The organism is Pseudacidovorax sp. RU35E, from assembly GCF_900156165.1.
GTDB lineage: Bacteria > Pseudomonadota > Gammaproteobacteria > Burkholderiales > Burkholderiaceae_C > Xenophilus.
In genome coordinates this window covers 97,019-121,946 of the sequence record NZ_FTMY01000002.1, presented here as the reverse complement: position 1 = coordinate 121,946, position 24,928 = coordinate 97,019, and the positions used below count along the sequence as shown (strand labels likewise).

23 protein-coding genes are annotated in these 24,928 nt (G+C 68.9%); 12 read left to right on the top strand and 11 right to left on the bottom strand.

The genetic code is table 11. The annotated features are described in order from the left end of the window. Positions 1-69: 69 nt before the first annotated feature. The 3 genes from BXA03_RS03385 to BXA03_RS26815 all read left to right on the top strand — a co-directional run bounded on the left by BXA03_RS03385 (position 70) and on the right by BXA03_RS26815 (position 6,009). Entirely contained in the window at positions 70-5,190 is a 5,121-nt protein-coding gene (locus BXA03_RS03385; protein WP_076503871.1) for an RHS repeat-associated core domain-containing protein, read from the top strand. Between the two features lie 56 nt (positions 5,191-5,246). Beyond that, the gene (locus tag BXA03_RS03380) at positions 5,247-5,585 is read left to right on the top strand and encodes a hypothetical protein (RefSeq protein WP_234983582.1); all 339 of its coding nucleotides are present in this window, start codon (positions 5,247-5,249) and stop codon (positions 5,583-5,585) included. Between the two features lie 259 nt (positions 5,586-5,844). Then, positions 5,845-6,009: a hypothetical protein gene (locus BXA03_RS26815; protein ID WP_159444700.1), complete on the top strand. Its 165-nt coding sequence runs from the start codon at positions 5,845-5,847 to the stop codon at positions 6,007-6,009. A 55-nt stretch (positions 6,010-6,064) separates the two neighbouring features. On the opposite strand, the gene BXA03_RS03375 is transcribed toward BXA03_RS26815, so the two are convergent. Together BXA03_RS03375 and BXA03_RS03370 are read right to left on the bottom strand one after the other, a co-directional pair. Continuing rightward, a complete protein-coding gene (locus BXA03_RS03375) occupies positions 6,065-6,790 on the bottom strand; it encodes an RNA methyltransferase (protein WP_076504790.1) in 726 nt (241 codons plus the stop codon). A gap of 31 nt (positions 6,791-6,821) precedes the next feature. Further along, positions 6,822-8,009 (bottom strand): MFS transporter, encoded by a 1,188-nt coding sequence (locus BXA03_RS03370; protein WP_076504788.1) that lies wholly within the window; start codon positions 8,007-8,009, stop codon positions 6,822-6,824. A 171-nt stretch (positions 8,010-8,180) separates the two neighbouring features. Between BXA03_RS03370 and BXA03_RS03365 the strand changes: the two genes are divergently transcribed. Beyond that, positions 8,181-8,942, top strand: a complete 762-nt coding sequence (locus BXA03_RS03365; RefSeq protein WP_083715858.1) for an RluA family pseudouridine synthase — start codon at positions 8,181-8,183, stop codon at positions 8,940-8,942. Here BXA03_RS03365 and BXA03_RS03360 read toward each other — a convergent pair. From BXA03_RS03360 to egtB, 5 genes are all read right to left on the bottom strand, one after another. Further along, on the bottom strand, positions 8,923-9,369 hold the full coding sequence (locus BXA03_RS03360; protein ID WP_017759115.1) for a universal stress protein: 447 nt from the start codon (positions 9,367-9,369) through the stop codon (positions 8,923-8,925). The two genes, BXA03_RS03365 and BXA03_RS03360, sit on opposite strands and share 20 nt — an antisense overlap. A gap of 140 nt (positions 9,370-9,509) precedes the next feature. After that, positions 9,510-10,250: a 2OG-Fe dioxygenase family protein gene (locus tag BXA03_RS03355; RefSeq protein ID WP_076503865.1), complete on the bottom strand. Its 741-nt coding sequence runs from the start codon at positions 10,248-10,250 to the stop codon at positions 9,510-9,512. Continuing rightward, complete coding sequence (locus tag BXA03_RS03350) at positions 10,247-10,528, bottom strand: DUF427 domain-containing protein (RefSeq protein ID WP_076503862.1); 282 nt, start codon at positions 10,526-10,528, stop codon at positions 10,247-10,249. Before BXA03_RS03350 ends, BXA03_RS03355 begins: the two co-directional genes overlap by 4 nt. 162 nt (positions 10,529-10,690) lie before the next feature. Beyond that, positions 10,691-11,668: an L-histidine N(alpha)-methyltransferase gene (gene egtD, locus BXA03_RS03345; RefSeq protein WP_076503859.1), complete on the bottom strand. Its 978-nt coding sequence runs from the start codon at positions 11,666-11,668 to the stop codon at positions 10,691-10,693. Beyond that, positions 11,668-12,927: an ergothioneine biosynthesis protein EgtB gene (gene egtB, locus BXA03_RS03340; protein WP_076503856.1), complete on the bottom strand. Its 1,260-nt coding sequence runs from the start codon at positions 12,925-12,927 to the stop codon at positions 11,668-11,670. The genes egtD and egtB overlap by 1 nt, the downstream gene beginning before the upstream one ends. A 147-nt stretch (positions 12,928-13,074) precedes the next feature. On the opposite strand from egtB, the gene BXA03_RS03335 reads away from it, so the two are divergent. Then, complete coding sequence (locus BXA03_RS03335) at positions 13,075-14,409, top strand: NAD(P)/FAD-dependent oxidoreductase (protein ID WP_076503853.1); 1,335 nt, start codon at positions 13,075-13,077, stop codon at positions 14,407-14,409. 171 nt (positions 14,410-14,580) lie between these two features. Here the strand turns inward: BXA03_RS03335 and BXA03_RS03330 are convergent, their stop codons facing one another. Continuing rightward, positions 14,581-14,799, bottom strand: coding sequence for a hypothetical protein (locus BXA03_RS03330; protein WP_083715857.1), 219 nt, complete (start codon positions 14,797-14,799; stop codon positions 14,581-14,583). Between the two features lie 348 nt (positions 14,800-15,147). On the opposite strand from BXA03_RS03330, the gene BXA03_RS03325 reads away from it, so the two are divergent. The 3 genes from BXA03_RS03325 to BXA03_RS03315 all read left to right on the top strand — a co-directional run bounded on the left by BXA03_RS03325 (position 15,148) and on the right by BXA03_RS03315 (position 16,077). Then, a complete protein-coding gene (locus BXA03_RS03325) occupies positions 15,148-15,363 on the top strand; it encodes a hypothetical protein (protein ID WP_076504784.1) in 216 nt (71 codons plus the stop codon). Between the two features lie 30 nt (positions 15,364-15,393). After that, positions 15,394-15,666: a translation initiation factor IF-1 gene (infA, locus tag BXA03_RS03320; protein ID WP_017760753.1), complete on the top strand. Its 273-nt coding sequence runs from the start codon at positions 15,394-15,396 to the stop codon at positions 15,664-15,666. A gap of 69 nt (positions 15,667-15,735) precedes the next feature. Next, a complete protein-coding gene (locus tag BXA03_RS03315; RefSeq protein WP_076503847.1) occupies positions 15,736-16,077 on the top strand; it encodes an RNA recognition motif domain-containing protein in 342 nt (113 codons plus the stop codon). 135 nt (positions 16,078-16,212) lie between these two features. Here the strand turns inward: BXA03_RS03315 and BXA03_RS03310 are convergent, their stop codons facing one another. From BXA03_RS03310 to BXA03_RS03300, 3 genes are all read right to left on the bottom strand, one after another. Then, on the bottom strand, positions 16,213-17,913 hold the full coding sequence (locus BXA03_RS03310) for a long-chain fatty acid--CoA ligase (protein ID WP_076503844.1): 1,701 nt from the start codon (positions 17,911-17,913) through the stop codon (positions 16,213-16,215). Positions 17,914-17,997: 84 nt separating this feature from the next. Next, a complete protein-coding gene (locus tag BXA03_RS03305) occupies positions 17,998-19,776 on the bottom strand; it encodes a PAS-domain containing protein (RefSeq protein ID WP_076503840.1) in 1,779 nt (592 codons plus the stop codon). A 245-nt stretch (positions 19,777-20,021) separates the two neighbouring features. Next, the gene (locus BXA03_RS03300; protein WP_076503837.1) at positions 20,022-20,939 is read right to left on the bottom strand and encodes a LysR family transcriptional regulator; all 918 of its coding nucleotides are present in this window, start codon (positions 20,937-20,939) and stop codon (positions 20,022-20,024) included. A 129-nt stretch (positions 20,940-21,068) separates the two neighbouring features. Between BXA03_RS03300 and BXA03_RS03295 the strand changes: the two genes are divergently transcribed. The 4 genes from BXA03_RS03295 to BXA03_RS03280 are packed head-to-tail and all read left to right on the top strand — an operon-like array spanning position 21,069 to position 24,826. Continuing rightward, entirely contained in the window at positions 21,069-21,740 is a 672-nt protein-coding gene (locus BXA03_RS03295) for an orotate phosphoribosyltransferase (RefSeq protein ID WP_076503834.1), read from the top strand. Next, the gene (locus tag BXA03_RS03290; RefSeq protein ID WP_076503831.1) at positions 21,737-23,023 is read left to right on the top strand and encodes a hydantoinase/carbamoylase family amidase; all 1,287 of its coding nucleotides are present in this window, start codon (positions 21,737-21,739) and stop codon (positions 23,021-23,023) included. Before BXA03_RS03295 ends, BXA03_RS03290 begins: the two co-directional genes overlap by 4 nt. Further along, on the top strand, positions 23,020-23,883 hold the full coding sequence (locus tag BXA03_RS03285) for a dihydroorotate dehydrogenase electron transfer subunit (protein WP_076503828.1): 864 nt from the start codon (positions 23,020-23,022) through the stop codon (positions 23,881-23,883). Before BXA03_RS03290 ends, BXA03_RS03285 begins: the two co-directional genes overlap by 4 nt. Next, the gene (locus BXA03_RS03280; protein ID WP_076503826.1) at positions 23,876-24,826 is read left to right on the top strand and encodes a dihydroorotate dehydrogenase; all 951 of its coding nucleotides are present in this window, start codon (positions 23,876-23,878) and stop codon (positions 24,824-24,826) included. The genes BXA03_RS03285 and BXA03_RS03280 overlap by 8 nt, the downstream gene beginning before the upstream one ends. Positions 24,827-24,928: the final 102 nt, after the last annotated feature.

The window sequence follows — 24,928 nt, the reverse complement described above, 5'->3', positions numbered from 1 at the left end:
GGCGCCCGTGCACCTCGTCTCGTTCCAACAAAAGAAGCGGGCCACGACGCCCAAGGGAGTTTCCGAGTCATGACGCCTCAAGAGATCGAGCGCAAGGCGGCCGAGCGCGTGAGCGCCGTCGTGCCGCTGGGCCAAGTGGCCATGGAGGACGTGGGCCGGGGCGCGCAGGTGGTCGACCAGTGGCTGCGTGACATCAGCGGCGGCTATGTCACGCTGGAAGTGCTCAAGAACGTCGCCGGCTCGTTGCCGATCATCGGCAACATCATGGCGGTGATCGACGTGCTGTGCGACATCGTGCACCTCGTGCGCGACAAGACGGCCGACGAGATCGAGACCTTCTTCAACTGGGTCAGCCTGGGTATCAACCTCATCGGCATCATTCCGCTGCCGCCATCGATGGCCGCGGCCCGCATGAGCCTGCGGCCCACGCTGCACCTGGTGCGCCAGGAGCTCAAGCATGCGGCCAGCGGCCTGGGCGATGCCATCGTCAGCCTGCTCATCGACCACCTCAACGCGCGCATCGCTGGCGAAATCGACGGCTACATCGACCAGGCCATCGCCAAGCTGTCGGGCATGCTAGACGAGTGCGCGCACAAGGGCGAGGCGCTGATCCAGGGCTGGAGCAACGGGCTGCGGCGCATCGCCGCCGGCGAAGTGTTCAAGACCGTGCCGGCCGAGAAGCCCAGGCACGACCCCACGTCGAAGTACCTCAACGTCTTTGCGGCCGCCTGGGGTGCGCTCAAGGCCGGCGCCAAGACAGCGGTCAACCGAAGCGTCGGCGCGGCCATGCATGCCAGCGGCGCCGACAGGCTGCTGCTGCGAAACGCAGATCTGCTCAGCGTGATCGGGCAGCAGGTCAAGGCCCGGATCAAGGCCCAGGCCAGTGCCCAGACGCAGAAGTCCATCGCCTGGCTGCTGGCACGGCTCAAGCAGGCTGTGGTGCGCTACCTGACCAAGCACAAGTCACGCAGCGCCCCCATGGTGAACGACAAGACCGTCGCCAAGAGCCACAAGAAGCGCGGCGACGGCGCTCTGGAGGTCACCGGCAACCAGGCGCCTGTCAAGCAGGACCCCAACTGCTGCAAGACCACTGGCGGCGGCCGAGCCCCGGCCGCGCAGGGCAGCACCCCCCACGCGCTGAGCTTCGCCACTGGCAGCGAGACCCTGGTGCACACCGACTTCGCCCTGCCCGGTCACATGCCCATCGTGTGGAGCCGCACCTACTACTCGCGCCTGGGTGCCTACGACCACCCGCAGGAATCCGCGAGCAAGACCACGTCCCCCGCCTACCTGGGCGCCCGCTGGACCACGCCGTACACCACCCGCATCGAGCAAGCCGCCGACGGCAGCCTGCGCTACCTGGCCGCCGACGGCCGCGAACACGCCTTCCCTGCCCTCGCCGGCCCCGGCGAAGTGCCCGGCAGCGCCATCGGCCAGAGCCACCACGACCCTATCGAGGACCTCACCCTCGCCCGCGGCAACGACGGCCTGCTCGTCCTGAGCCACGGTCGCGACTTCGTCGAGACCTTCGAACTCGCCCCCCAGTTCCTGCGCCACGGCCAGCCCCACACCCGCGGCCGCGCCGTGCACTACCGCCTCACAAGCCAGCGCACCCGCGAGGGCCACCTCACCGAACTGGCCTACCGCCACGCGGGCGGCCAGCTCTCTGACATCACCAGCGGCGACACCCACGTGTGCACCGCCATCGACGCCCAGGGCCGCATCCAGAGCCTGTGGCTGGTGCAGGACAGCCAGGCCGTGCGCCAGCTCGCGGCCTACACCTATGCCGATCAGACCGACGGCAGCAGCGACCTCGTGGCCGCCCAGGACGAAGACCAGCACAGCTGGACCTATGCCTACCTGCCTGCATCGGCACAAGCCGACGCACCCAGCACCCACCTGCTGCGCCACTACCGCGACCGCACCGGCCGCGGCATCCACCTGCACTGGATGCACGAAGACGGCTTCGCGCACGCCCTCACCCCCGCCAACAGCGCCCGCGCCAAGGCCTGGCGCGAACACGCCGACGACGGCAGCTTCGACACCACCATCGTGTGGAACCGCCACATCCGCCTGGCCACCGTCGTCGACGCCCTGGGCCAGGCGCGCGAGTACTACTTCGACATCCGCGGCTACGTCTACCGCGTCGTGCACCCCGAAGTGCAAGGCGCCGACGGCCTCGCCTACCGCCACCAGGAATGGTTCTTCCGCGACGCGCAGGCCAACATCACCCGCCACCTGCACGCCGACGGCAGCCGCGACGACTACGCCTACGACGCCCGCGGCAACCTCGTGCGCCACAGCCGCGCCGACGGCAGCACCGTGCACTTCGCCTACGACGCGCAGGACAACCTCACCGGCATCCGCGACGCCGAAGGCCACGCCTGGCAGCGCGCCTACGACGGCAGCCACCTCGTGGAAGAAACCGACCCGCTGGGCCACATCACCCGCTACGCATGGAACGAGCAGGGCCTGCCGGTGGAAATCACCGACGCCAAGGGCGGCAAGAAGACCCTCGCCTACGACAGCGCCGGCCAACTGATCCGCTACACCGACTGCTCGGGCAAGACCAGCACCTGGGCCTACGACGCGCGCGGGCGCCTGGTGCAGGCACGCAACGCCGCTGGTGAAACCACCCGCTACGTCTACGCGCGCGGCCAGCTCGCCCAGGTCGTGCTGCCCGACAACACGCGCGAGCACTACGAGCACGACGCCGAAGGCCGGCTGCTGCTGCACCGAGACGCCCTGCAGCGCGAGACGCGCTACGACTACGGCCCGGCCGGACTGATCGCCCAGCGCACCGACGCCGCCGGCCAGCGCCTGGGCTACAGCTGGGACCGCCTGGGCCGGCTGGTAGCCCTGCGCAACGAGAACGAGCGTGTCCACCGCTTCGGCTACGACCGCCTGGGTCGGCTCTTGGCCGAAGAGCACTTCGACAAAGCCGTCACCGAATACGGCTACGACAGCGCCAGCGGCATCCTGGCGTGGGTGCGCGAGGCCGATGCGCGCACCGAACTGGGCTTCGATCCCCTGGGCCGCCTCACCTGGCGGCGCGCCAGCCTGTGGGCCGTGCCGCGGGATCCACGCACCGGCCGCGCCCTGGACGGCCAGCCTTTGCAGCAGACGCCGGAGAGCGTGCGCGAAGCCCGCTACGCCTACGACGGCAACGGCCGGCTGGTGGACGCGCGCAATGCCGGCATCCACCTGCAGTGGTTCCACGACCCGGTGGGCAACGTGCAGGCCGAGCACCAGCACTACCGGCTGAACGCCCGCGGCGAGCCCCTGGCGCAGCCACGCACGGCCGTCTGGCGCCACCGCTACGACGAGCTGGGCCACAGAACCCACACCACCCGCCCGGACGGCCACAGCCTCAGCTGGCTCACCTACGGCAGCGGCCATGTGCACGGACTGATGCTCGACGAGCTGGAGGTGCTGCAGATCGAGCGCGACGACCTGCACCGGGAAACCAGCCGCACCCAGGCCAACCGCATCACCGAGCAGCGCCAGTACGACGCAGCCGGGCGCCTGAAGGCGCAACTGCTCGGGCGCGCCGAGCGCCTGGCTCAGCGTCCGGGCAGCCTGCAGCGGCTGCCGCTGGCCAGCGAAGACCGCGCGGCCAGCCCACTGAACCTGCAGCGCCGCTACACCTACGACGCCGCCGGCCAGCTCATTGGCATCGCCGACAGCCTGCGCGGCAGCCTCAGCTACCGCTACGACCCCGTGGGCCGCCTGCTGCAGGCCCACAGCCGCCTGGGCCAGGAAATATTTGCCTTCGATCCGGCCAGCAACATGCTGGACCTGCCACCCCAGCCCGAGGACGAGGGCCTGCGCCTGAGCACCACCCCGAGCTCGGGCGCGGGCCTGGACCCCGAAGCCGCTGCCCGACGCCTGCCGCCCATCCTGGACAACCTCCTGAAGGACTACGCCGGCACGCACTACGACTGGGATGCACGCGGCAACCTGATCCGCCGACGCCACAACGGCGAGCTCACCCAGTTCAACTGGAACGCCGCCAACGAACTCGAAGAGGTGATCCGCAACGGCAGCGTGCGCACGCGCTACTGGTACGACCCTTTGGGCCGACGCATCGGCAAGTTCAGCGAGCCCATCGTGCACGTGCCGCCGGACGCCGGTAGCCGCTACGGGGCCAGCGAATATGCGCGGCGGGCCAAGGAGGAAGGTCTGGGCGGCGTGGTCTACGGCTGGGATGGTGACCAGCTCGCCTGGGAGACGGACTACGTGCGCCAGCAGACCCTGCACTACGTGCACGAGCCCAATAGCTTCGTGCCGCTGCTGCAGGCCACCACCCGGGTGGAGATGCTTGCGTGCATGCTGCAACGGCCAAAGGACGTGGCACGCGAGTACGAGGGCGCCGACGGCTACGACATGGACCGGGATCCGCTGTACAACGGCAGTTGGCATCCGGGGCTGGACGACAAAGGCGAACTATTGGCGCCGCTGACGCGGCTGCACTTCTACCAGTGCGACCACCTGGGCACGCCCCAGGCCCTGACCGATGAGCAGGGCGAGATCGCCTGGGAGGCAAACTACCGGGCCTGGGGCCAGGCCCGCATCACGATCCAGGAGGCCGCGCGCAAGGCGGGGCTGCACAACCCGATCCGATTCCAGGGGCAGTACTTTGACGAAGAGTCGGGGCTGCACTACAACCGCCATCGGTACTATGACCCGCACTCCGGAAGGTTCGTAAGCAAGGATCCGATTGGGCTGTTGGGTGGGTTGAACCTGCATCAGTACGCGCCGAACACCCTGGAGTGGATCGACCCGCTTGGCCTCGCTGGCAATCGAGCCAATCGCAGGGCCGGACAAATCCTGCAAGATCAGCAGGCCGCTTCAGGTGGTCATGCGTATTCGCGGCATGGTGCGCATACGACCATGCCGCAACAGGAGCACCGGGCGACCACCGGCATCCCGCCTGACAATCCGTGCCCGAGAAGACCAAGACCAATCAACTCGACTCGGTTCCTGAGCAACGTCGATCAGTTGGACGCTATTCAGCGGGCGACGCAGGCAATGGACAGAAACGGCACCAACGCGGAGACCATCGATATGGGACGGGCTATTGGCGAGGGGTACAGAGCTGGCGGTGGATGCCCTGTCACGACGACAAAAGCGAGAGTGGTCAGAGGCCCAAACGGGATCGCTACCGCATATCCAATACTTCCGCCTTGACTATGAAGCAAATATTCCCGGACTACATCCGAGCGCTGTACTACTACGTGGAGGTCATGAGCGATGACGAAATCGCTGACTTCTACATTAACGATGCACGCTGTCGAGAGGCGCTTTTTGGTGCGATGAGAACGGACTTCGACCACTTTGGCCAGGTAAGCAAGCAGAGGGTTCTGGATTTCATCGAATTTGTCTTGTCATCGGGCGACATCCAGAAATACTGGGGGTATGTAGTGCCACAAGAAGTGGCGTTGGACGAAGTCGAGGACAAGGTTGGTTATCTGCGTGCGCTATACGAGAAGCTAGCGGAACACGAGCCGCCGCAACGGGACTTCGGCCTTGACGTAGAACTTGTCGACGCGATCGGCCCTCACGGCATCAATGTGAGGCAATAGAGGTCTGGACCTGCCATCCCAGTCCGAGGACGAGGGCCTCAAACTCAGCACCACCCCGGGCTCGGGCGCGGGCCTGGACCCCAAAGCCGCCGCCCGACGCCTGTCGCCCATCCTGGACAACCGCCTGAAGGACTACGCCCGCACCCACTACGACTGGGATGCATGCGGCAACCTCATTCGCCGCCGTCCCAACGGCGAACTCACCCAGTTCGGCTGGAACACGGCCACCGAGCTGGAACAAGAGATCAGAAATGGCCGCGTGCGCACGCGCTACTGGTACGACCGGCTGGGCGGGCACATCGGCAAGCTCAATGCCCCGTCAGTGCTGTTGAACGTCGCCAGTTGCTGTGACGCCTGCAATACGCTTGGCGAACCACCCTTGGCCGAGCTGCCTAAAGCGCAGCATCCAGGCCCGTTTGATTGAAGAACCTCTGGTTCTCCGAGACTCATGCAAGGCGTGGCTGGCGGCCACGCCCAGCTCATCGCCCAAGCCGCTTCTGATCCGCCATCGCCTTCGCGATCCCCCGCAGGATGTGGATCTCCTCCACCGTCGGCTGTGCGCGGTTGAACATCTGTGCCAGGCGCGGCATCAGCTTCTTGGGTGCCGCGGGGTCGAGGAAGCCGATGTCGACAAGCGAACGCTCCCAATGCGCCAGCATGCCGGCAACCGCCTGCGCGTCCGCCGGGGGCGTCACCGGGGCGGCCGAGCGCACGTCGAAGCCGCCCAGGGCCTGCCGCCATTCGTAGGCGACCAGTTGCACCGCCGCGGCCAGGTTGAGGGAACCGAAGTCCGGCGCGGTGGGAATCGACAGCGCCACATGGCAGCGGTAGACGTCCTCGTTGCGCATGCCGAAGCGCTCCGAGCCGAAGAGCAGGCCCACATGCTGTTCGCTTCCCTGCATCAGCTGGGCGAAGTGTTCGCGCGGCGCCCGCGTAGGCGGGCCAAAGTCGCGCGACACCATCGCCGTCGCGCACAGGTGGGTCAGGCCGTCCAGGGCTTCGTCCAGCGTGGCCACGATGCGGGCCTTCTCCAGCACGTCGAGGGCGCCGCTGGCGCGCTGGATGGTTTCTTCGCGGCGCAGCACGTTGTCCCACCGCGGCGCCACCAGCACCAGGTCGTCGAAGCCCATGGTGCGCATGGCGCGCGCCGTGGCACCGACGTTGCCGGCATGGCTGGTGTGGATCAGGATGAATCGGGTGCGCATCGAGGGCATTCGCGAAGGGCGGAAAAGCCCGTCATTCTCGCGCCGGCCCCGCGCCCATCCGGTCACGGCGAGCCAGCATGGGAAAGAGCCGGAACCACGCCAGCGTGACCAGCAGCGTGCCCACACCCCCCGCCACGACCGAGCCCACCGGTCCCAACAGCGCGGCGGTGGCGCCGGATTCGAACTCGCCAAGCTGGTTGCTCGCGCCGATGAAGATGGAATTGACGGCACTCACCCGACCGCGCATGCCATCGGGCGTTTCCAGCTGCACCAGGGTCTGGCGGATCACGACATTGACCATGTCCGCGGCGCCCGAGATCGCCAGCACCGTCAGCGACAGCCAGAAGCTGCGCGACAGACCGAACACCACCATGCACAGTCCGAACACCCCGACCGCCAGCAGCAGCGTGCGGCCCACATGCCGGTCCACCGGCCGCCGGGTGAGCCAGATGGACGCGGCCAGCGCACCCACCGCCGGCGCCCCCCGCAGCAGGCCCAGCCCCCAGGCGCCAACATGCAGGATGTCCTTCGCGAAGATCGGCAGCAGCGCCACCGCTCCCCCCAGCAGGACGGCGAAGAGGTCGAGCGACACCGCACCCAGCACCGGCTTTCGCTGCCAGATGAAGCGCACGCCAGCCAGCAGCACCTCGGTCGTGACCGGCTCGCGCGGGCGCGCCGCGTGGGCGTAGCGCAGGGTTGCGGCCAGCAGGACGGCCACGATGAAGAAGCCGATGCAGGTGGCATACACCGCGCCCATCCCTGCCACGAAGAGCAGCCCGCCCAGCGCGGGCCCACCGATGATGGCCGACTGCTGCCCTGCCGAGCTGAAGGCCATGGCACGGGGCAGCATGAGCGGCGGCACCAGCAGCGGCGTCAGCGCCTGCTGCGCCGGCATCTGGAACGCCCGCACGGCGCCCAGCACCAGCGACACACCCAGCAGCAGATTGCGCGAATCTCCGCCCCCCAGGTGCGTGAGCAGCAGCGACAGGGCCACCAGCGCCTGCACGCCCAGACACGTGGCCAGGATGCGGCCGCGGTGCAGCCGGTCCACCACATGGCCGGCGTACAGCGCCAGCAGCAGCGCTGGCGCGAACTGGTACAGGCCGACCAGGCCCAGGTCCCAGGCACTGCCGGTCAGGTCGTACATGTGCCAGCCGATGGCCACCATCAGCATCTGCTGCGCCGCGGTGCCCAGCAGGCGGGCGAGCCACAGCTGCATGAAGGGTCGGACGCGGGTCAGGTCGGAGAAGCGGGCCGGTTCGGCGGCAGAAGCAGGATCGGAATCGGGCGCGACGGCGATGTCGGCTGGTGCGGGAGGCATTCGGTCGAGCATAGCCCAGGGTCCCCGCTCTTCGCTGACCAGGGTGCTGCGTGGGTCAGCCCGGCCGGGATGCGAGTCGACGCTCATGCCGCCCTGACCACGCAGGCGTGCCCTGCCCGCCTAGACTCCCGCCCCGTGAGCCCCGACCCCACTGCGCTGCGCGCCCTCCACGAAGACGAACACCTCCTGGTGCTGGACAAGCCCGCCGGCCTGTTGAGCGTGCCGGGCCGCGGCGACGACAAACAGGACTGCCTGTCGGCGCGCGCCCAGCAGCGTTGGCCCGACGCGCTGGTGGTGCACCGCCTGGACATGGCCACCAGCGGCCTGATCCTGATGGCACGTAGTCCCACCGTCCAACGCACGCTCGGCGACGCCTTTGCGGCGCGCCAGGTGTGGAAGCGCTACGAGGCCATCGTCGACGGCGCGCTGGACGGCACGCACTGGCAGACCATCGACCTGCCGCTCATGCCCGACTGGCCCAACCGCCCCTTGCAGAAAGTCGATGCCGCCGGCAAGCCCAGCCTCACCCGCTGGCGCACGCTGCGATCAATTCCACACGCCAGGGCGACGCATGTGCTGCTCGAACCGCAGACCGGCCGCTCGCACCAGTTGCGGGTGCACATGGCCGCGCTGGGGCATGCGATCCTGGGCGATGCGCTCTATGGCGATGAACGTGTGGCGGCGGCTGCGCCACGTCTGTTGCTGCATGCCACGGTGCTGCAGCTGCGCCATCCGGTGACCGGCGCAGCCCTGCGCATCGAAAGCCCGGCGCCCTTCGCGCCAGCACAGGACGAGGTCGGGACGGAGGTCCTCAGACCTCCAGTTCCTTGACCACCAGCACCGGCATCGGCGCCTCCTGCAGAACGCGCTGCGTGACGCTGCCCAGCAGCAGCTTCTCGATGCCCGTACGGCCGTGCGAGCCCATCACGATCAGGTCGCAGCCCAATGCCTTGGCCGTATCGACGATGCCTTCGTGGACCACATGGCCGTCGATCACGCGCTGGTCGCTGTGCAGGCCTTCGGCGGCCAGGGCGGCCACGCCACGCGCCAGGGCGGTGTTGGCGCTGGCCGTGGCCGCGGCCAGGTATTCGTTCTGACCCAGGGCGTAGTCGGCGCCCACGCCGATGAAGGGATAGTTGTCGATGACGTGGATCAGCGTGATGCGGCTGCCGAAGGCCAGGGCCAGGCCGCTCGCCTTGCTCACCGCCAGCATCGACGTCTCGGAGCCGTCGATGGGAACCAGGATGTGGTTGAACATGAAGGTGTCCTCTCGCTGTGGGTTGGTCCTGCCGGTCGGTGGGACCGCCGGCGCCTTGGTGCACTGTAACCCGCGCCCCTGACCGGACCATGTAGGACGCCGGGGCAGTGGCCGGTGGCAGGCCATGAGCCTGCGCTGGATCAATCGCCCTGGAAGCCGCCGGCCCGGCAGGTGATGACCAGCGTGTCGCGCCAGCCCTGCGTGGCGGGAGCGATCGGCTGGATGGGCGTGGATTCGTGGATGACGCGCTGGTCGTCCAACAGCATCAGTGTCCAGGGCTCGGTCAGCGTGAAGCGCTCGCCGCGGCGGCCACCAGCCTCGAAGACGCGGGTTTCGCCGCCCTTGATGCCATGCCGCCCCACCAGCGCCACGGCCACCAGATCGACGCCGTCACGGTGGGCGCCCTCGGGCGTGGGCCGGCCGATGCCGCCTTCGGTGTCGATGCGGAACTGGTGCGCCTCGATGTACCAGCGCTGGTCGCCGCGCAGCGCTGCCGCGGCCTCGGCCGTCTTGAGCAGCAGTCGACGCCATGCCGGCCGCGCCACGGTGTCGGGCTCCATCGGCGCGAACCAGCGTTGCATGCCGCCATGCAGTGCGTTGTATTCGACCGGCTGCCAATGCGCTCGGTGCGGCGCCTGCACCAGCGCGCCGCCTTCGGTGGTGAAGCAGGCATGGCGGCGGCGGCGATACCGGCCACCATCCTTCAGGTATTCGTCGGGCGGCAGCTGGTCCCAGTCGGCCTGCAGGGCTTCCAGGTCGACCAGTGGCAGATCGAGCCATTCGGCCACGCCGCGCGGATTCAGGACGGCATAGCCTTCCTGGCGCAGGGTGGCGGCGAGTTCGTCGGGCGGTGTGTACGGGGGAGAGAACGCGCTGTTCAAGGCTCGACCTTCACGCCCTTCCAGAAGGCGACCCGGTCTTTCACCATCTCGGCTTCGGGCTTGGGGTCCGGGTAGTACCAGACGGCCTCGGGGTTCAGTTCGCCGTTGACCAGCAGCGAGTAGTAGCTGGCCGTGCCCTTCCAGGGACACACGGTGTGGTTGTTGCTGAAGGTCACGTACTCGCGCCGCAGCGAATCGGCGGGAAAGTAGTGGTTGCCTTCGACGAGCACGGTGTCGTCGCTTTCGGCGATGGTCACGCCGTTCCAGGTAGCTTTCATGTCGGCAGAAGGTTCATCGCGCCGTCGCCGGGCGCGGGCTGCGATTGTCGCTGCCGGCGCGCTTCGGTGGCGACTCCTGCCGAAGCCCAGGCCACCGGCGGCGGCCAGAACGGAAAAGGGGCGCCGGCGCACTCGGCCGACGCCCCGGGATTCAGGCCGTCTTCATTGCATGGCGGGCAACCAGTGCACGCTGAACAGGCGCTGCGGATCGGTCCACACGGGACCGATGCCGAAGCCCGCACGCGCCGCCATCGCACGCAGGCCGTCGATGGTGAACTTGTGCGAATACTCGGTGTGCAGCGTCTCGCCTTCCTCGAAGATATGGCGCTGCCCTTCCAGGGTGACCGCCTGCTCCCGGCGGCTCACCAGATGCATCTCGATCCGGCGCTTGGGCGCGTTGTAGAACGCCGCGTGCGAAAAGGCACCCAGATCGAAGTCGGCGCCCAACTCGGCATTGGCACGCGCCAGCAGGTTGAGGTTGAAGGCCGCCGTCACACCTTGTGCGTCGTTGTAGGCCGAATGCAGGAGTTGCGGATCCTTCACCAGGTCCACGCCCAGCAGCAGGCCGCCGCCGCGCAACAGGCGCGCCGCCTGGCGCAGGAATGCGAGCGCCTCATCCGGCTCGAAGTTGCCCAGCGTGGAACCCGGAAAGAAGCCGACGCGCCGACCTGCGCCTGACAGACGTTCGGGCAATTCGAAGGGCCGCGTGTAGTCGGCCACCACGGGCGTCACCTCCAGGCCGGGATAGTCGGCGCGCAACTGGCGCGCCGCACCCTGCAGGTGCTCGCCCGAGATGTCGATGGGCAGGAAGCGCCGGGGCGATTCCAACGCATCCAGCAGCAGCCGGATCTTGACCAACGAACCGGCGCCGAACTCGACGATCTCGGCGCCGGGACCAATCTGCTGGGCGATCTCTGCCGCGCGGTTCTGCAGGATCGACAGCTCGGTGCGTGTGGGGTAGTACTCCGGCAACTCGCAGATGCGGTCGAAGAGCCGGGATCCTTCAGCGTCGTAGAACCATTTGGGCGAGATGCGCCGCGGCCGCTGTGCGAGCGCAGCCGCCAGATCATCCGCAAAGGCGCGACGTCCTTCATCGGCCGCACGGGGCTGGATGGCGAGGGAGACGACAGGTGGAGACATCACAGATCCTTGGCGAGGCGCAGCCCGCTGAATTGCCAGCGGGCCGCTGGCGGAAAGAAGTTGCGGTACGTGGGCCGTGCATGACCCGCCGGCGTGGCCACGCTGCCGCCGCGCAGCACCAACTGGCCCACCATGAACTTGCCGTTGTATTCGGCGGCCACACCGGGCAGTGGCTTGAAGCCCGGGTAGGGGTCATAGGACGAGCGCGTCCATTGCCAGACTGCGCCTTCGGCCTGCGTGAACCCCGGCAGGGTGGTCGCCGCGACTTCCCATTCGGCTTCCGTGGGCAGGCGGGCGCCAGCCCACTCGGCATAGGCGGCCGCCTCGTAGAAGCTGAGCTGTGCCACGGGGGCCGCGGGGTCCATGGGCCGCACGCCTTCCAGGCCGAAGACATGCCAGCCCGCCGTGCCGTGGTGACCCGACAGCGCCAGGCGCGGATCATCCGGGGGCAGCCAGTAGGCTGGATGCTGCCAGCCCTGCGACTGCACCGCGGCCCAGCCGTCGGACAGCCACCAGCGGGCCTGCGCGTAGCCGCCCTCGGCGATGAACTGCGCATACTCGCCGCAGGTCACCAGCCGGTCGGCCATGGCAAAGGGTTGAAGCAGTACGGCATGCCGCGGCCCCTCGTTGTCGAAGGCGAAGCCCGCACCCTCGTGCCCGATCGCCGCGAGTCCACCGGCGTGCGAGAGCCAGTTCAGAGCCGGCATGCCTGCTGCGAGTCGCAGCGAGGGTGCGGACGGCGAACGGTAGGCAGGAAGCAGCGGATTGCACGAGAAGGCATGCAGGATGTCGGTGAGCAGCAATTCCTGATGCTGCTGTTCGTGGTTCAGCCCCAGGGTGAGCACGGGCTCGATGCGTGCGAGCGTCTCCTCGTCGGCCGACGCGAGCAGGGCTTCAACCGCGGCATCCACATGCGCGCGGTAGGCCATCACCTCCTCCAGCGAAGGCCGCGTGAGCAGCCCACGATGAGGACGCGGATGCCGCGGCCCCAGTGCCTCGTAATAAGAATTGAACAGATAGTGGAACCGGCGATCCAGGGCTTGGTAGCCAGGCGCATGGTGATCGAGCAGCACGGCCTCGAAGAACCAGGTGGTATGTGCAAGATGCCACTTGGTGGGGCTCGCATCGGGCATCGACTGGATGCACTGGTCTTCGGCGGAAAGCGGCCCTGCGAGGGCCCGGCTGTGGGCCCGCACGCTCCGGAAGGCCTGCAGCAGGTCGGGCCCTTCGAACGCGGCGTTCGGGTGGTGTGAGGTCATGAGTCTCCGTACAAGTGCCCGCTTCCGGAAGCAGGCAGGCCTTGGGGATCGATGTTTGTAGCCGGCCACATGGCCGCCAGGCGTAGGACGACAGCGCGCAGGTCGCCATGCCCGGTCGGCGTGCCGGCCCCCTTCCATAATGAACCGATGTCCTCCCTCTCAAGCGCCCCCGCCCTTCCTCGCGTGGTGATCATCGGCTGCGGCTTCGGTGGCCTGGAGGCCGCGCGGACCTTGCGCGGCGAGCCAGTGGACATCGTGGTCATCGAGAAGACCAACCACCACCTCTTCCAGCCCCTGCTCTACCAGGTGGCAACGGCCGGACTTGCGGCGCCCTCGATCGCGGCGCCCACGCGATGGCTGTTCCGCGGGCAGCCGAACGTCACGACGATGCTGGGCGAGGTCTGCGGGATCGACCCCGCCGCCAGATGCGTTCGACTCGACAACGATCACGTCGTGCACTACGACCATCTCATCGTGGCAGCGGGCGCGACGCACAGCTACTTCGGCCATGACGACTGGGCGGCCCAGGCGCCGGGACTCAAGACCCTGGCGGATGCCTTCGAGATCCGGCGGCGCGTGCTGACCGCCTTCGAACGGGCCGAGCTTGAAGAAGACCCACAGCGCCGCCGCGCCCTTCTCACCTTCGTGGTCATCGGGGGTGGCCCGACCGGGGTGGAAATGGCCGGCACCCTGGCCGAGATCGCCCGGCACACGCTGGCGGGCGAGTTCCGCCGCATCGTGCCGTCGACGGCCGAGGTGCTGCTGATCGAAGGGAGCAACCGCGTGCTGCAGGCCATGCCCGAAGACCTCAGCGAACGGGCGCGCCAGCAACTCGAGAGGCTGGGAGTGAGGGTGCGACTCGATGCCCTCGTCACCCGGATCGACGCCCAGGGACTCGACGTGCGCGAGGGTGGTGCCAGCGGCGCCGCGACGCGCATCGACAGCGGCTGCGTGATCTGGGCCGCGGGCGTTGCCGCTTCGCCCCTGGGCCGTCTGCTCGCGCAGGCCACCCACGTCGAATGCGATCGCGCCGGCCGTGTCCGGGTGCAACCCGACCTCAGCCTGCCCGACCATCCAGAGATCAGCGTGGTGGGCGACCTCGCGGCGGCCTTGAGTCATGTTCCCGGCCAGGAACCCCGACCGGTACCGGGTGTCTCACCGGCGGCCAAGCAGATGGGCCGCCATGCCGCCCGCAACGTCCTGGCGCGGATCGCTGGCGGCGCCACCCACCCCTTTCGCTACAAGGACTGGGGCAACCTGGCAACCATTGGCCGGAATGCTGCCGTGGCCGACGTGCCGACCCCGTTCGGCCCTCTTCGTTTCTCAGGCTATCCGGCGTGGCTCTTCTGGCTTTTCGTGCACGTCTACTTCCTGATCGGCTTTCGCAACCGGCTGATCGTTCTGATGGACTGGGCCAGCGCCTACTGGACGTTCCGCCGACATGCGCGGGTCGTGCCCGAGGTGCGGGAGAGCGAGCGCTGAAGGCTTCGACGCTGTGCTCAGATAAGCGGCAATCCAAGGAAACCCACCAAGACAATGGGGTTTGGAACCGCCGCCACCACCTTATCCCCAACGTTTTCCACAGAAAAACTGGATAGGCGGCATCATCATTTTTTCCGGCAGCCGATGCCTGTGAGGGCGCGTCGGGGGGGGTCAATCCTCCCGCAACTTCTGCTGCCTGCAGATGTTGGAGCCGGTGGTCGTCAGCTGCAGCGAGCCGCCCATCCATTCGAGCCACGACAATGCGACCAACTCGTCGATCATTGCTTCGTCGATCTCGCCGGCACGTCGGCGTTGCAGAAGGTTGGCCACCCGCGGAAGCTCGATGCGCAACGCATCCTGCCGAGGTTTAGAAAGCGAGGCAGTGTTCATTCGTGCCCTTCCAAGCGTCGATAACACAGCGTAACACCCGGGCCGCGCGCCATCAGGAATTTTTAAGCAGAGTTGCGCGCAAACCGCTATACTCCAACGATTGGCCGGGGCGTACTCGCCGCCCCCGCCCTTGATTGGCACCGCGCAGCCTCCCGAGCTGCCCAGGCTTCGGCCCCGACAAATGGCCGGACGCCCATCTTCTTCGGCGAGTTCATCGCCCGTCCGCATCACCCTTTCTTGCGGGCTGGATCTTCCCCCTTCAGGGTTTCACTTTTCTGCGCATGGCGGCCCTTGGCTCGCCACCCAGCGCAGGTCCGCGCCGAGACGCGGATCACGGATTTCGATTTCATGCAGAACACTCCCGCCCAATCGCTGGGCCGCTACCTCATCACACCGCTGACGCGGCTGACTGACTCCGGCCAGTACGCCGCGTCCGTCTCCATCCGCCGCGGCATGCACGACCGGATCTTCCGGCTCATTCCGCGATTCGACAGCGCCGCCAATGCCGAGCGCTATGCCCTCGCCCAGGGCCAGCACTTCGTGCTGAACAACCAGCTGGCCTGACAGGCCGCCTCATCACTGACAAGGAGCTTCGTGGCCAAGGAAGAACTGATCGAAATGCAAGGCAAGGTGGAAGAAGTCCTGCCGGACTCCCGCTTTCGCGTCACGCTCGACAACGGGCACACCCTCATCTGCTACACGGGCGGAAAGATGCGCAAGCACCGCATCCGCGTGCTGGCCGGCGACAAGGTCTCGATCGAGATGTCGCCCTACGACCTGAACAAGGGTCGCCTCACCTTCCGCCATCTCGAGCAACGCTCGGGTGGAGCCTCTGCCGCGCCGCGCAAGCGTCCGCCGCAGCGCTGATCGCTTCCCTTCAACCTTCACCCCCCCTTGCCGCATCGAACTTCAAACGCGGCAGAACGAAAGAACCCTATGGAAAACAGACTCTACGTTGGCAATCTGGCCTACAGCACCCGTGACGAAAGCCTGCAGCGTCACTTCTCCGAATTCGGCCACGTCAACTCGGCCAAGGTCATGATCGACCGCGACAGCGACCGCTCCAAGGGCTTCGGCTTCGTGGAAATGGGCTCTGCCGAAGAAGCCCAGGCCGCTATCAACGGCCTGAATGGCCAGAGCATCGACGGCCGCGCCGTGACCGTGAACGTGGCCCGCCCGATGACGCCCCGCACCGGCGGTGGCGGCGGCGGCGGCGACCGTCGTGGCAACGGCGGCGGCTACGGCGGCGGCGGCGGTGGCTATCGCAATTCGTACTGAAATCTGACCATTGCGCCGCTGGCACACCACGCCGGCAGGTGCATGGACTGAATGAAAACGGCCCGCTTCATGCGGGCCGTTTTTTTTTTGCGCCCCCGCGGCCGCCCGAGGCGTCCGGGTGGAGCGGCGGGCGATCTACTTCGTCCCGTCCTCCGCTTCCTGCAGCAGGCGCCACATGACCTTGCCGCTCCCGCTCTTGGGCAGCGCATCGAGAAACTGCACCTGCCGCGGCACCTTGTAGGCGGCCATGTTCTCCCGGCACCAGCCGATGATGTCCTCGGCCGTGGTGTTCTTGTGCGTGGGCCGCAGCACCACCATGGCCTTGACCGACTCGCCGCGGTAGGTATCGCGCGTCGCGATCACGCAGGCCTCCTGGATGGCGGGGTGACGGAACATCAGCAGCTCGACCTCCGCCGGCCAGACCTTGAAGCCGCTTGCATTGATCATGCGCTTAAGGCGGTCGGTGATGAAGAAGTAGCCCTCCTCGTCCATGCGGCCCATGTCGCCCGAGCGGAAGAAGCGCTTGCCCTCGAACTCGATGAAGGCCGCCGCCGTGGCGTCGGGCCGCTTCCAGTAGCCCTCGAACACCTGGGGGCCGTGGATGATGATCTCGCCCGCCTCACCCGGCTGCAATTCCTGCAGCGTGTCAGGATCGACGACCCGGGCGTCCACACCCATGAAGGGCATGCCCAGGCATTGTTGCTTGGGATGGTCAGGCGGATTGCTGTGGGAGGGTGCCGCGGTCTCGGTGAGGCCGTAGCCCTCCTGGTAGGCGAGGCCGAACTCCTCGAGCAGCCGCTGCGCCACCGCCTGCGGCATGGCCGCACCGCCGCCGCCGATGTAGATGAGGCTGGACAGGTCGTAGTTCTTGAAATGCGGGCTCGCCAGCAGATCGATCACCATCGTGGGGATGTTGGTCCAGCTGGTGACCTTGCGGGTGGAGATCAGGTGGCCCGCCACGTCGCGATCCCAGCGCGGCATGATGACCAGCGCCGCCGCGGCGAGGATGGCCGTGTGCATCATGCTGACGATGCCGGTGATGTGGAACATGGGCACCACGGCCAGCACGACGGTGTCGGCATGGGCGCAGCCCCACATCTGGCCCGAGACGGCGTTGTGCATCAGGCTGCGGTGCAGGTGGATGCAGCCCTTGGGCAGGCCGGTGGTGCCGCTCGTGTAGGGCAGCAGGGCCATGTCATCGGCGCCGACCTCGTGCGCCGGTGCCGGCGCATTGCGGGCCATCAGTTCGGTCCAGGCGTGCACCTCCCCGCCTTCGAGCCGTGGCATCTCATGCCGTGTGAGCAGCCAGTTCTTCCAGGCGGGCGCCATCGAAGGACCGTCCGCCGCAGCGGGATCGAAGGCATCGGTGAACTGGGTGACGACCAGGTGGGCGAGTCGCTCGCCTTCGGGCAGCGCATTGCTGGCCTTGGCCATCTCCGGCGCCAGGTCGCCGGTGGTGATGGCGATCTTCGCGTCCGGGTCGCTGATGTAGTGCTTGAGCTCCTCGGCCCGGTTCATCGGGTTGACGGGCACCACCACGGCGTTCGCGCGCAGGATGGCGAAGTGCGCCACGACCAGCTGCGGCGTGTTCTGCATGTCCAGCACCACGCGGTCGCCGCGGCGCACGCCCAGCGCGTACAACGCGCCGGCCAGCGTCTCGACCTGCGCCGCCAGCTCGCGGTAGGAGGTGACGTGGTCGAAGTACACCAGCGCCGCCTTGTCGGGATAGCGCTGCGCGCTGGTTGCCAGGTTGTGCCACAGCGAGGTGGCGGGCGGCGTGATGTCGTGCGGCAGGCGTTTGGGCCAGAAGCGATAGTGCGGGCGGTCGGCAGGCATGGGTGGAGGAATGCGAGGTCGCGACAAAAGCCGCAGCCTACGCCCCGCCCCCCGGCGGCCGACACCGGGAAAGCCCCTTTGGCGTCACATAGGCGACGAGTCGGCGCCCTCGCCTGCCCATCCGCCGGCCGCACCGAACAGGCACACGCCGCCCGCGCCACGCGCCTTGGCCAGGTACATGGCGCTGTCGGCCCGGCGGATCAGCTCGTCCGGATCGTCGCCCACGCCAGTGGACAGCGCGATGCCCACGGATGCCTTCACCGACAGCCGCTGCGTGTCCACCTCCATCGGCTCGCCCAGCGCCTGCAGCATGCGCTCGGCCAGGGCGCGGGCCGGCGCGGGCTCGTTGGTGCCGTACTGCAGCAGGGCGAATTCGTCGCCACCGATGCGCGCGAGAACGTCGCCCGGGCCGATCACCTCGCGCATGCGCCGGGCAGCGGTGGTCAGCACCTTGTCGCCGGCCGCATGGCCGTAGCGGTCGTTGATGGGCTTGAAGTTGTCGATGTCGATGTAGTGCACCGCGAAACCTTCGCCGCCATGGCTGCCGGCCAGTGCTGCGCCCGCCATGTGCTCCAGGAAGACCTCGCGATTGACGAGCGAGGTCAGCCCATCGTGGCGCGCCAGGTAGCGGATGCGCTCCTCGCTGCGGCGGCGGTCGGTGATGTCGGTGTAGGTGAGCACCGCGCCGCCGCCATCCATGGGCACGCTGTAGACCTCGATCACCCGCCCGTCGGGTTGCTGGCGCTCGTAGCGGTAGGGCTGGTCGAAGGGAATCGCCTGCGGCTGGGCCGCCAGGCCGGGCGGCATCCCACGGGCCACGCGCTGGGCCAGCTGGATCGCCTGCACCTCGCGGAAGGACGGCCGCGACGCCATCAACTCCGGCGGCAGGTCCAGCAGCTCCACCACGCGCTTGTTGCAGACCTCCACCACGCCCTGCGGATTGACCATGATGATGCCCTGCTCCATGCGCTCGAGCGCCGCCTCCAGCATGGTGGACTTCTGGCGCAGCAGCGTGTCGCTCTCCCAGGTCCGCCAGTTCGCCATCAGCAACTGCTGCTGCTGGCGCTTGAGCAGCGTAATGTCGACGTGCGCGAAGAAGCAGGTGCCCCCCGCGCTGCGCTCGCCGATGACCCGGCTCCAGCGCGCGTCGGGCAGCGGCAGTTCGAAGGGCGCGCCGATGAAGTTCAGGTTCTCGCCCAGGATGGCGATGCCCTCGTCGAACATGGCCCGTTCGCCTTCGCGCGCGGTGGCCGACCAGGCCGACCGGAACACCTGCTCGAAAGTGCTGCCGATGGCGGCTTGCCGCTCGCGCAGGCCGTACATCGCCAGGAAGGGCTCGTTCACCCAGACGATGCGCTGATCGGGCGAGGTGATCATGACGCCGTCGGGCATGTGGTCGAGCAGCGCGTGGCTGTCGAGGCCGGCGATCCCGGCGTTGCCCGTGCTGCCAGACAGTTGGACGCCGCCCTCCTCGCGCCACATGCGCACCCGGCCGATGCCCGCCATCGGCAGGGACGACACCCACAGGCATCGCCCCCGATGCTCGAAGGCGAAGGGCCGGTGCTGCGCGCGGTGGCGCTGCAGGCCTTCGGCGACGAAGCGCTCCAGCTGGCCCAGCTCGTCCCCGGTCAGCCGCACGCCATAGAAGCGGCGCAGGTTGTCGCGGTAGGACTCGCCGACGTGCACATGGCCCTCATGCTCCGGAAAGAAGCGCAGGAACGTGCGGTTCCAGAGCAGGCAGCGGTCCTGGTCGTCGAAGAGGCACAGGGCCACCGCCAGGCCGTCCAGGGCATCGGCCATCACGCGGACGGGCGCGCTCAGGTCATGGACCAGGTCAGGCTTCAGCGGGTCGTCGAGATCCATCGAAAGAGGCGTGGCGCTGGCGATCAGGGCAAGGGCTTTCAGGGGGACATGCCTGCGGCCGGCAGACGGTCATCCGGAGTTTTCTTCTCTTATCGGCATTTCCGCGCCGTCCTGAATACATTTTGCCTCGTTCTTGACAATCTAAAACGCACGTTTGCTGAATTTGAAGAACTCGTCGCTCATGGCAGGGCCCTCGTGGAGGCTGCCCGCGCATCAGGCCGCTGGCGGCGGCCCCAAGCTCCGCGTCAGACCGGCGCGATGTGGTCGGCGAAGCGCTGCGCCACCGCCGGCAGCCCGGCGAAGCGCGGGGCGTACAAGCGCAGCTCGCGCTGCGCCCAGGCGTCGGTGAGCGGCACGGCCCGCAAAGGTGTGCCCTCGGCCAGCGCGCGGAAGGCGCCCTGCGGCATCACGCCCACGCCCAGCCCGGCCTCGACCATCCGGCACAGGGCGCTGAGGCTGTCCACCTCGATGTGGCGGCGCAACACGCGTCGGGTGCTGCTGGCCTCCTGCGCGAGGGCCTGCTGCACGGTGCTGCTGTCGCGCAGCCCCACCTGCGGCCAGTCGAGGGTTCGGGCATAGGCGACCCGCCGCAGCCGCGCCAACGCATGACCCCGCGGCACCACCAGCACCAGCTGCTCCTGCCGGTAGGGCCGGCTTTCCAGGCCCAGCACATCGTCGCTGGGCCCGCACACGCCCACGTCGGCCGTCCCCTCGCGCACCGCCTGTGCCACCGCGCGGCTGGCGGCCTGGCGCAGGTCGATGCGGATGTCGGGATGCTCACGCATGAAATCGGACAGATCGGCCGGCAGGAACTGCTCCACCGCCGACGCACTGGCGCACACGCGCACCCGGCCGCGGATGCCCTGCGCCGCCTCGGCAAGGTCCTCCCTCAGGTGCTCGACCGCCAGCAGGATGGCCTGGGCATGCTCCAGCAGCAACTGACCGAGCGGCGTGGCCCGCACCCCACGGGCGTGGCGCACGAGCAGCGGCGCCTGGGCCAGCGACTCCAGCTCGGCGATGCGCTTGCTGGCGGCCGAGGCGACCAGCTGCGCGCGCTCGGCCGCGCGGGCGATGCTGCCCGTCTCGCACACCAGCACGAAGAGGTCGAGGGTGCCGACATCGAGCTGACGGGCAAAGCTGCGGGGAGAAGGTGGACGGGACATGCAGGCCTTCAGGCGTCGGACCGCCCGGGTTCGAGCCATCGCGGATCGGAACGGCTGGCGGAGATTTTTGCACTTCGTCGCGCCGCAGCCGCTGCCTAGGATGCGCCGCTTGCTCCTTTCTGCAAGCCCATGATCTTTTCCGAATCCGACGCCGCCTCCGTGGCCCGCGCCCTGGTCGAAGCCGACGCCGTGCGCCTGGCCGAAGGCACCCCCTTCTTCTACACCTCGGGCTGGGCCAGCCCGGTCTACGTCGACGTGCATGCGCTGCTGGCCGAACCGGCGCGGCGCCGCCAGTTGCTGGACCGCATGGCCGAGGCCGTGGCGCCGCGGGTGCGCGAACAGAGCATCGGCGCCGTGGTCGGCACGGAAAGCTCGGGCATCGCCCTGGCCGCCTGGCTGGCCGAACGCCTGTCGCTGCCCCTGCTCACGCTGCGCAAGCGGCCCATCGGCTGGGGGGTGCAGGCCCAGTTGCAGGGCCGCCTGGCCCCAGGCTGCCGCACGCTGCTGGTGGACGACGTGAGCACCGACGGCCGCTCCAAGAATGCCGCAGCCGCCGCGCTGCGCCAGACCGGCGCGCAGGTGGACGACGTGCTGGTGCTGTTCGACTACGCGATCTATCCGCAGGTGCCACCCGCCCCGGCGCCGGTGACGCTGCACGCCCTGGCCTCGTGGCGCCATCTACACGCGGCCCTCCAGCAGGCGGGCCGCCTCGACGCCGCCGCGCTGGAGATGCTGGCCGAATTCAGCGCCTCGCCCATCGAATGGTCGGTGGCCCACGGCGGCACGGGGGTGGCGGCATGACGCCCTTCGATCTTCTGGACCGGATCGGCCAGGCCACCCATGACGGCCTCGGCATCACCCGCGAAAGCTATGGCGACGGCGAAAGCGCCGCGCTGACGCTGCTGACGCAGGAGGCCGAAGCAATGGGCCTGGCCGCCGAGACCGACCGCGCCGGCAACCTGTGGCTGCGCATCGCGGCCGACTGCCGGGACGCGCCGGCCGTGGTCATCGGCTCGCACGTCGACTCGGTGCCACAGGGCGGCAACTACGACGGCCTGGCCGGCGTGGTGGCGGGCATCGCGGTGCTGCAGACGCTGGAGGGCGACTGGCAAAGCCTTCCGCCGCTGCGCGTGCTGGCGCTGCGCGGCGAGGAAAGCGCCTGGTACGGCCGCGCCTATGTCGGCTCCCTGGCGCTGCTGGGCCGCCTGCCCGCCGCGGCGCTGGCGCTGCGCCATCGCACAGGCACCGGCACGCTGGGCGAAGCCCTGGCCGGCTGCGGTGCCGACGTGGCGGCCATCGCGCGCGGCGAGCCGCTGCTGCCGGCGCCCGTCGCCGCCTACCTGGAACTGCACATTGAGCAGGGTCCGGTGATGGTGGCGCGCAACTGGCCGGTGGCGGCCGTCACCGGCATCCGCGGCAACCTGCGTCACAACCGCGTGCGCTGCGTGGGCGAGACCGGCCACTCCGGCGCCGTGCCGCGCTGGCTGCGCCACGACGCCGTGCTCGCCGTGGCCCAGTTGCTGGCGCGCATGGACGAGCACTGGCGCGTGCTGCTGCAGATGGGCATGGACCTGGTGATGACCGCCGGCATCTTCACCACCCCCGCCGCCTCGCATGCGGTGTCGGTGATCCCGGGCGAGGTGCAGTTCAGCTTCGAGGTGCGCAGCCAGGACGCCGAGACGCTGCGCCGTTTCCATGCACTGCTGAAGCAGGAATGCGAGACGGTGGCCGCGGAGCGCGGCGTGCGCTTCGAATTCGACGAGCCTGTCGCCAGCGCGCCGGCCACCATGGACGAGGGCTGGATCCGCCGCTTCGAGGCCGCCAGCGCCGCGCTCGGCCAGCCGCTGGAGCGGCTGCCCAGCGGGGCCGGCCACGACGCCGCCGTCTTCGCCGCCGCCGGCATCCCTTCGGCCATGCTCTTCGTGCGCAACGCGCACGGCTCGCACAACCCGCACGAAGCACTGTCGGCGGAGGACCTGGACGCCGGCATCGCCGTGCTGCGCAACGCCGTCGCGTCGCTGCGTGCCGCACAGCCGACCGCCCCCGCCCTCCCCGTCCTGCTTCCCGCAGAGGCCGCGCCATGAACTGCACCGTTGTCGACGATCTGCCCGCCACCTGCGCCACGGCCGCGCCGGCCCGGGTGGCCAGCCACCGCTGCCGCGTGACGGCCCACCGGGCGGTCAACGCGCGCTACCGCTACCTGCGGCTGCAGGCCGAGGCCGACCTGGCCGGCAGCACGCGGCCCGGGCAGTTCTATCAGCTGCGCTGCCCGCAGACGAGCGCGCTGCAGCCCTTCCTGCTGCGACCCATGAGCGTCTACGGCACGGGGCCCGACGCAGGCACGGTCGAATTCCTCTATGCCGTCGCGGGCACCGGCACGCAGGCGTTGGCCACGCTGGCAGAAGGCCAGTCGATGGAGATCGTCGGTCCGCTGGGCCGGGGATTCACGCTCGACGCGCAGGCCCGGCGCGTGCTGCTGGTGGCACGCGGCGTGGGTTTGGCCACCATGGCGCCGCTGGTGCGCCAGGCGGCGCAGGCGGGCGTGGCCATCGACGTGCTGCTTTCCGCCCGCAGCCCGGCCGACGCGATGGCGGACGAACTGCTGCGCGGCGCCCCGGCCGCGGTGCATGCCGTCTTCGACAGCGACGGCAGCTCCGCCGTGGACCGCGTCGAGCCGCTGCTGGCAGAACTGCTGACCGCGGGTTGCGACGCCGTCTACACCTGCGGCTCCGAGCGACTGGCGCTGCTGCTGCGCCGGCTGCTGCAGCCGCATCCGCAGGTCCGGGCCGAGGTGGCGCTGGAGCAGCGCATGGCCTGCGGCATGGGCGTGTGCCTGTCCTGCGTGCGGCCCTTCGAGCGCAAAGGCCACGTCGCCCTGCAGCGCGTGTGCCGCGAGGGCCCCGTCTTTCCGCTACGCGAGATGCTGGGAGGCTGGCATGGCTGAGCTCTCGGTGCGCGTCGGCAGCCTGGCGCTGCGCAACCCGGTGATGCCGGCCTCCGGCTGCTTCGCCGTCGAATACCAGGAGGCGCTGGACCTGGGCGGCCTGGGCGCGCTGGTGATCAAGAGCGTCACACCCAAGACGCGCGTGGGCAACCCGACGCCCCGGGTGGCGGAGGTGCAGGGCGGCCTGCTCAATTCCATCGGCATCCCCAGCAAGGGGCTGGACGCCTTCGTGCGCGACGTGCTGCCGGCCTACCAGGGCTTCGGCACGCCGGTGGTCGTTTCGCTCTCGGCCGACACGGTGGCCGAATTCGCGGCGGCCGTGCAGGTGCTCTCGCGCCCCGGCGTGGCTGCCATCGAGGCCAACATCTCCTGCCCCAACCTGGAGGCCGACGGCCTGGCCTTCGCCATGCAGGCGCGCAGCACGCACGACGCCATCGCCGCCATGCGCCGCGCCACCGATTTGCCGCTGTGGGCCAAGCTGACGCCGAACGCGGGCGACGTGGCCGCCATCGCCCGCGCCGCCGAAGAAGCCGGCGCCGACGCGGTGGTGATGGGCAACACGGCGCTGGGCATGGCCATCGACGTGCACACCCGCCGGCCGCGGCTGGGCAACGGCATGGGCGGGCTGTCGGGGCCGGCGCTCAAGCCGGTCACGCTGCGCATGACCTACCAGTGCGCGCGGGCCGTGCGCATCCCGGTCATCGGCTGCGGCGGCATCGCCACCGCCGAGGACGCCGTCGAATACCTGCTGGCCGGCGCCACCGCCGTGCAGGTGGGCACGGCCTCCTTCATCGACCCCGGGGCGATGCAGCGCATCGTGGCGGGACTCCACGATTACTGCGCCGCCCACGGCGTGGCGCGGGTGGCCGAGCTGACCGGGGCCGTCCAGATGGAAGGCGAGGAACAACGCAGCTGGCGGGCACAGGCCGCCGCCTGGGCCTAGCGCCGCCGCCGCGACCGCCGCACTCCAAGCGTGCGGCCATCGCATGGCCGTGGTGCACGCCAGGGCGGTTCATCCCAGGAATGAACCACATTCGTGCGTCAG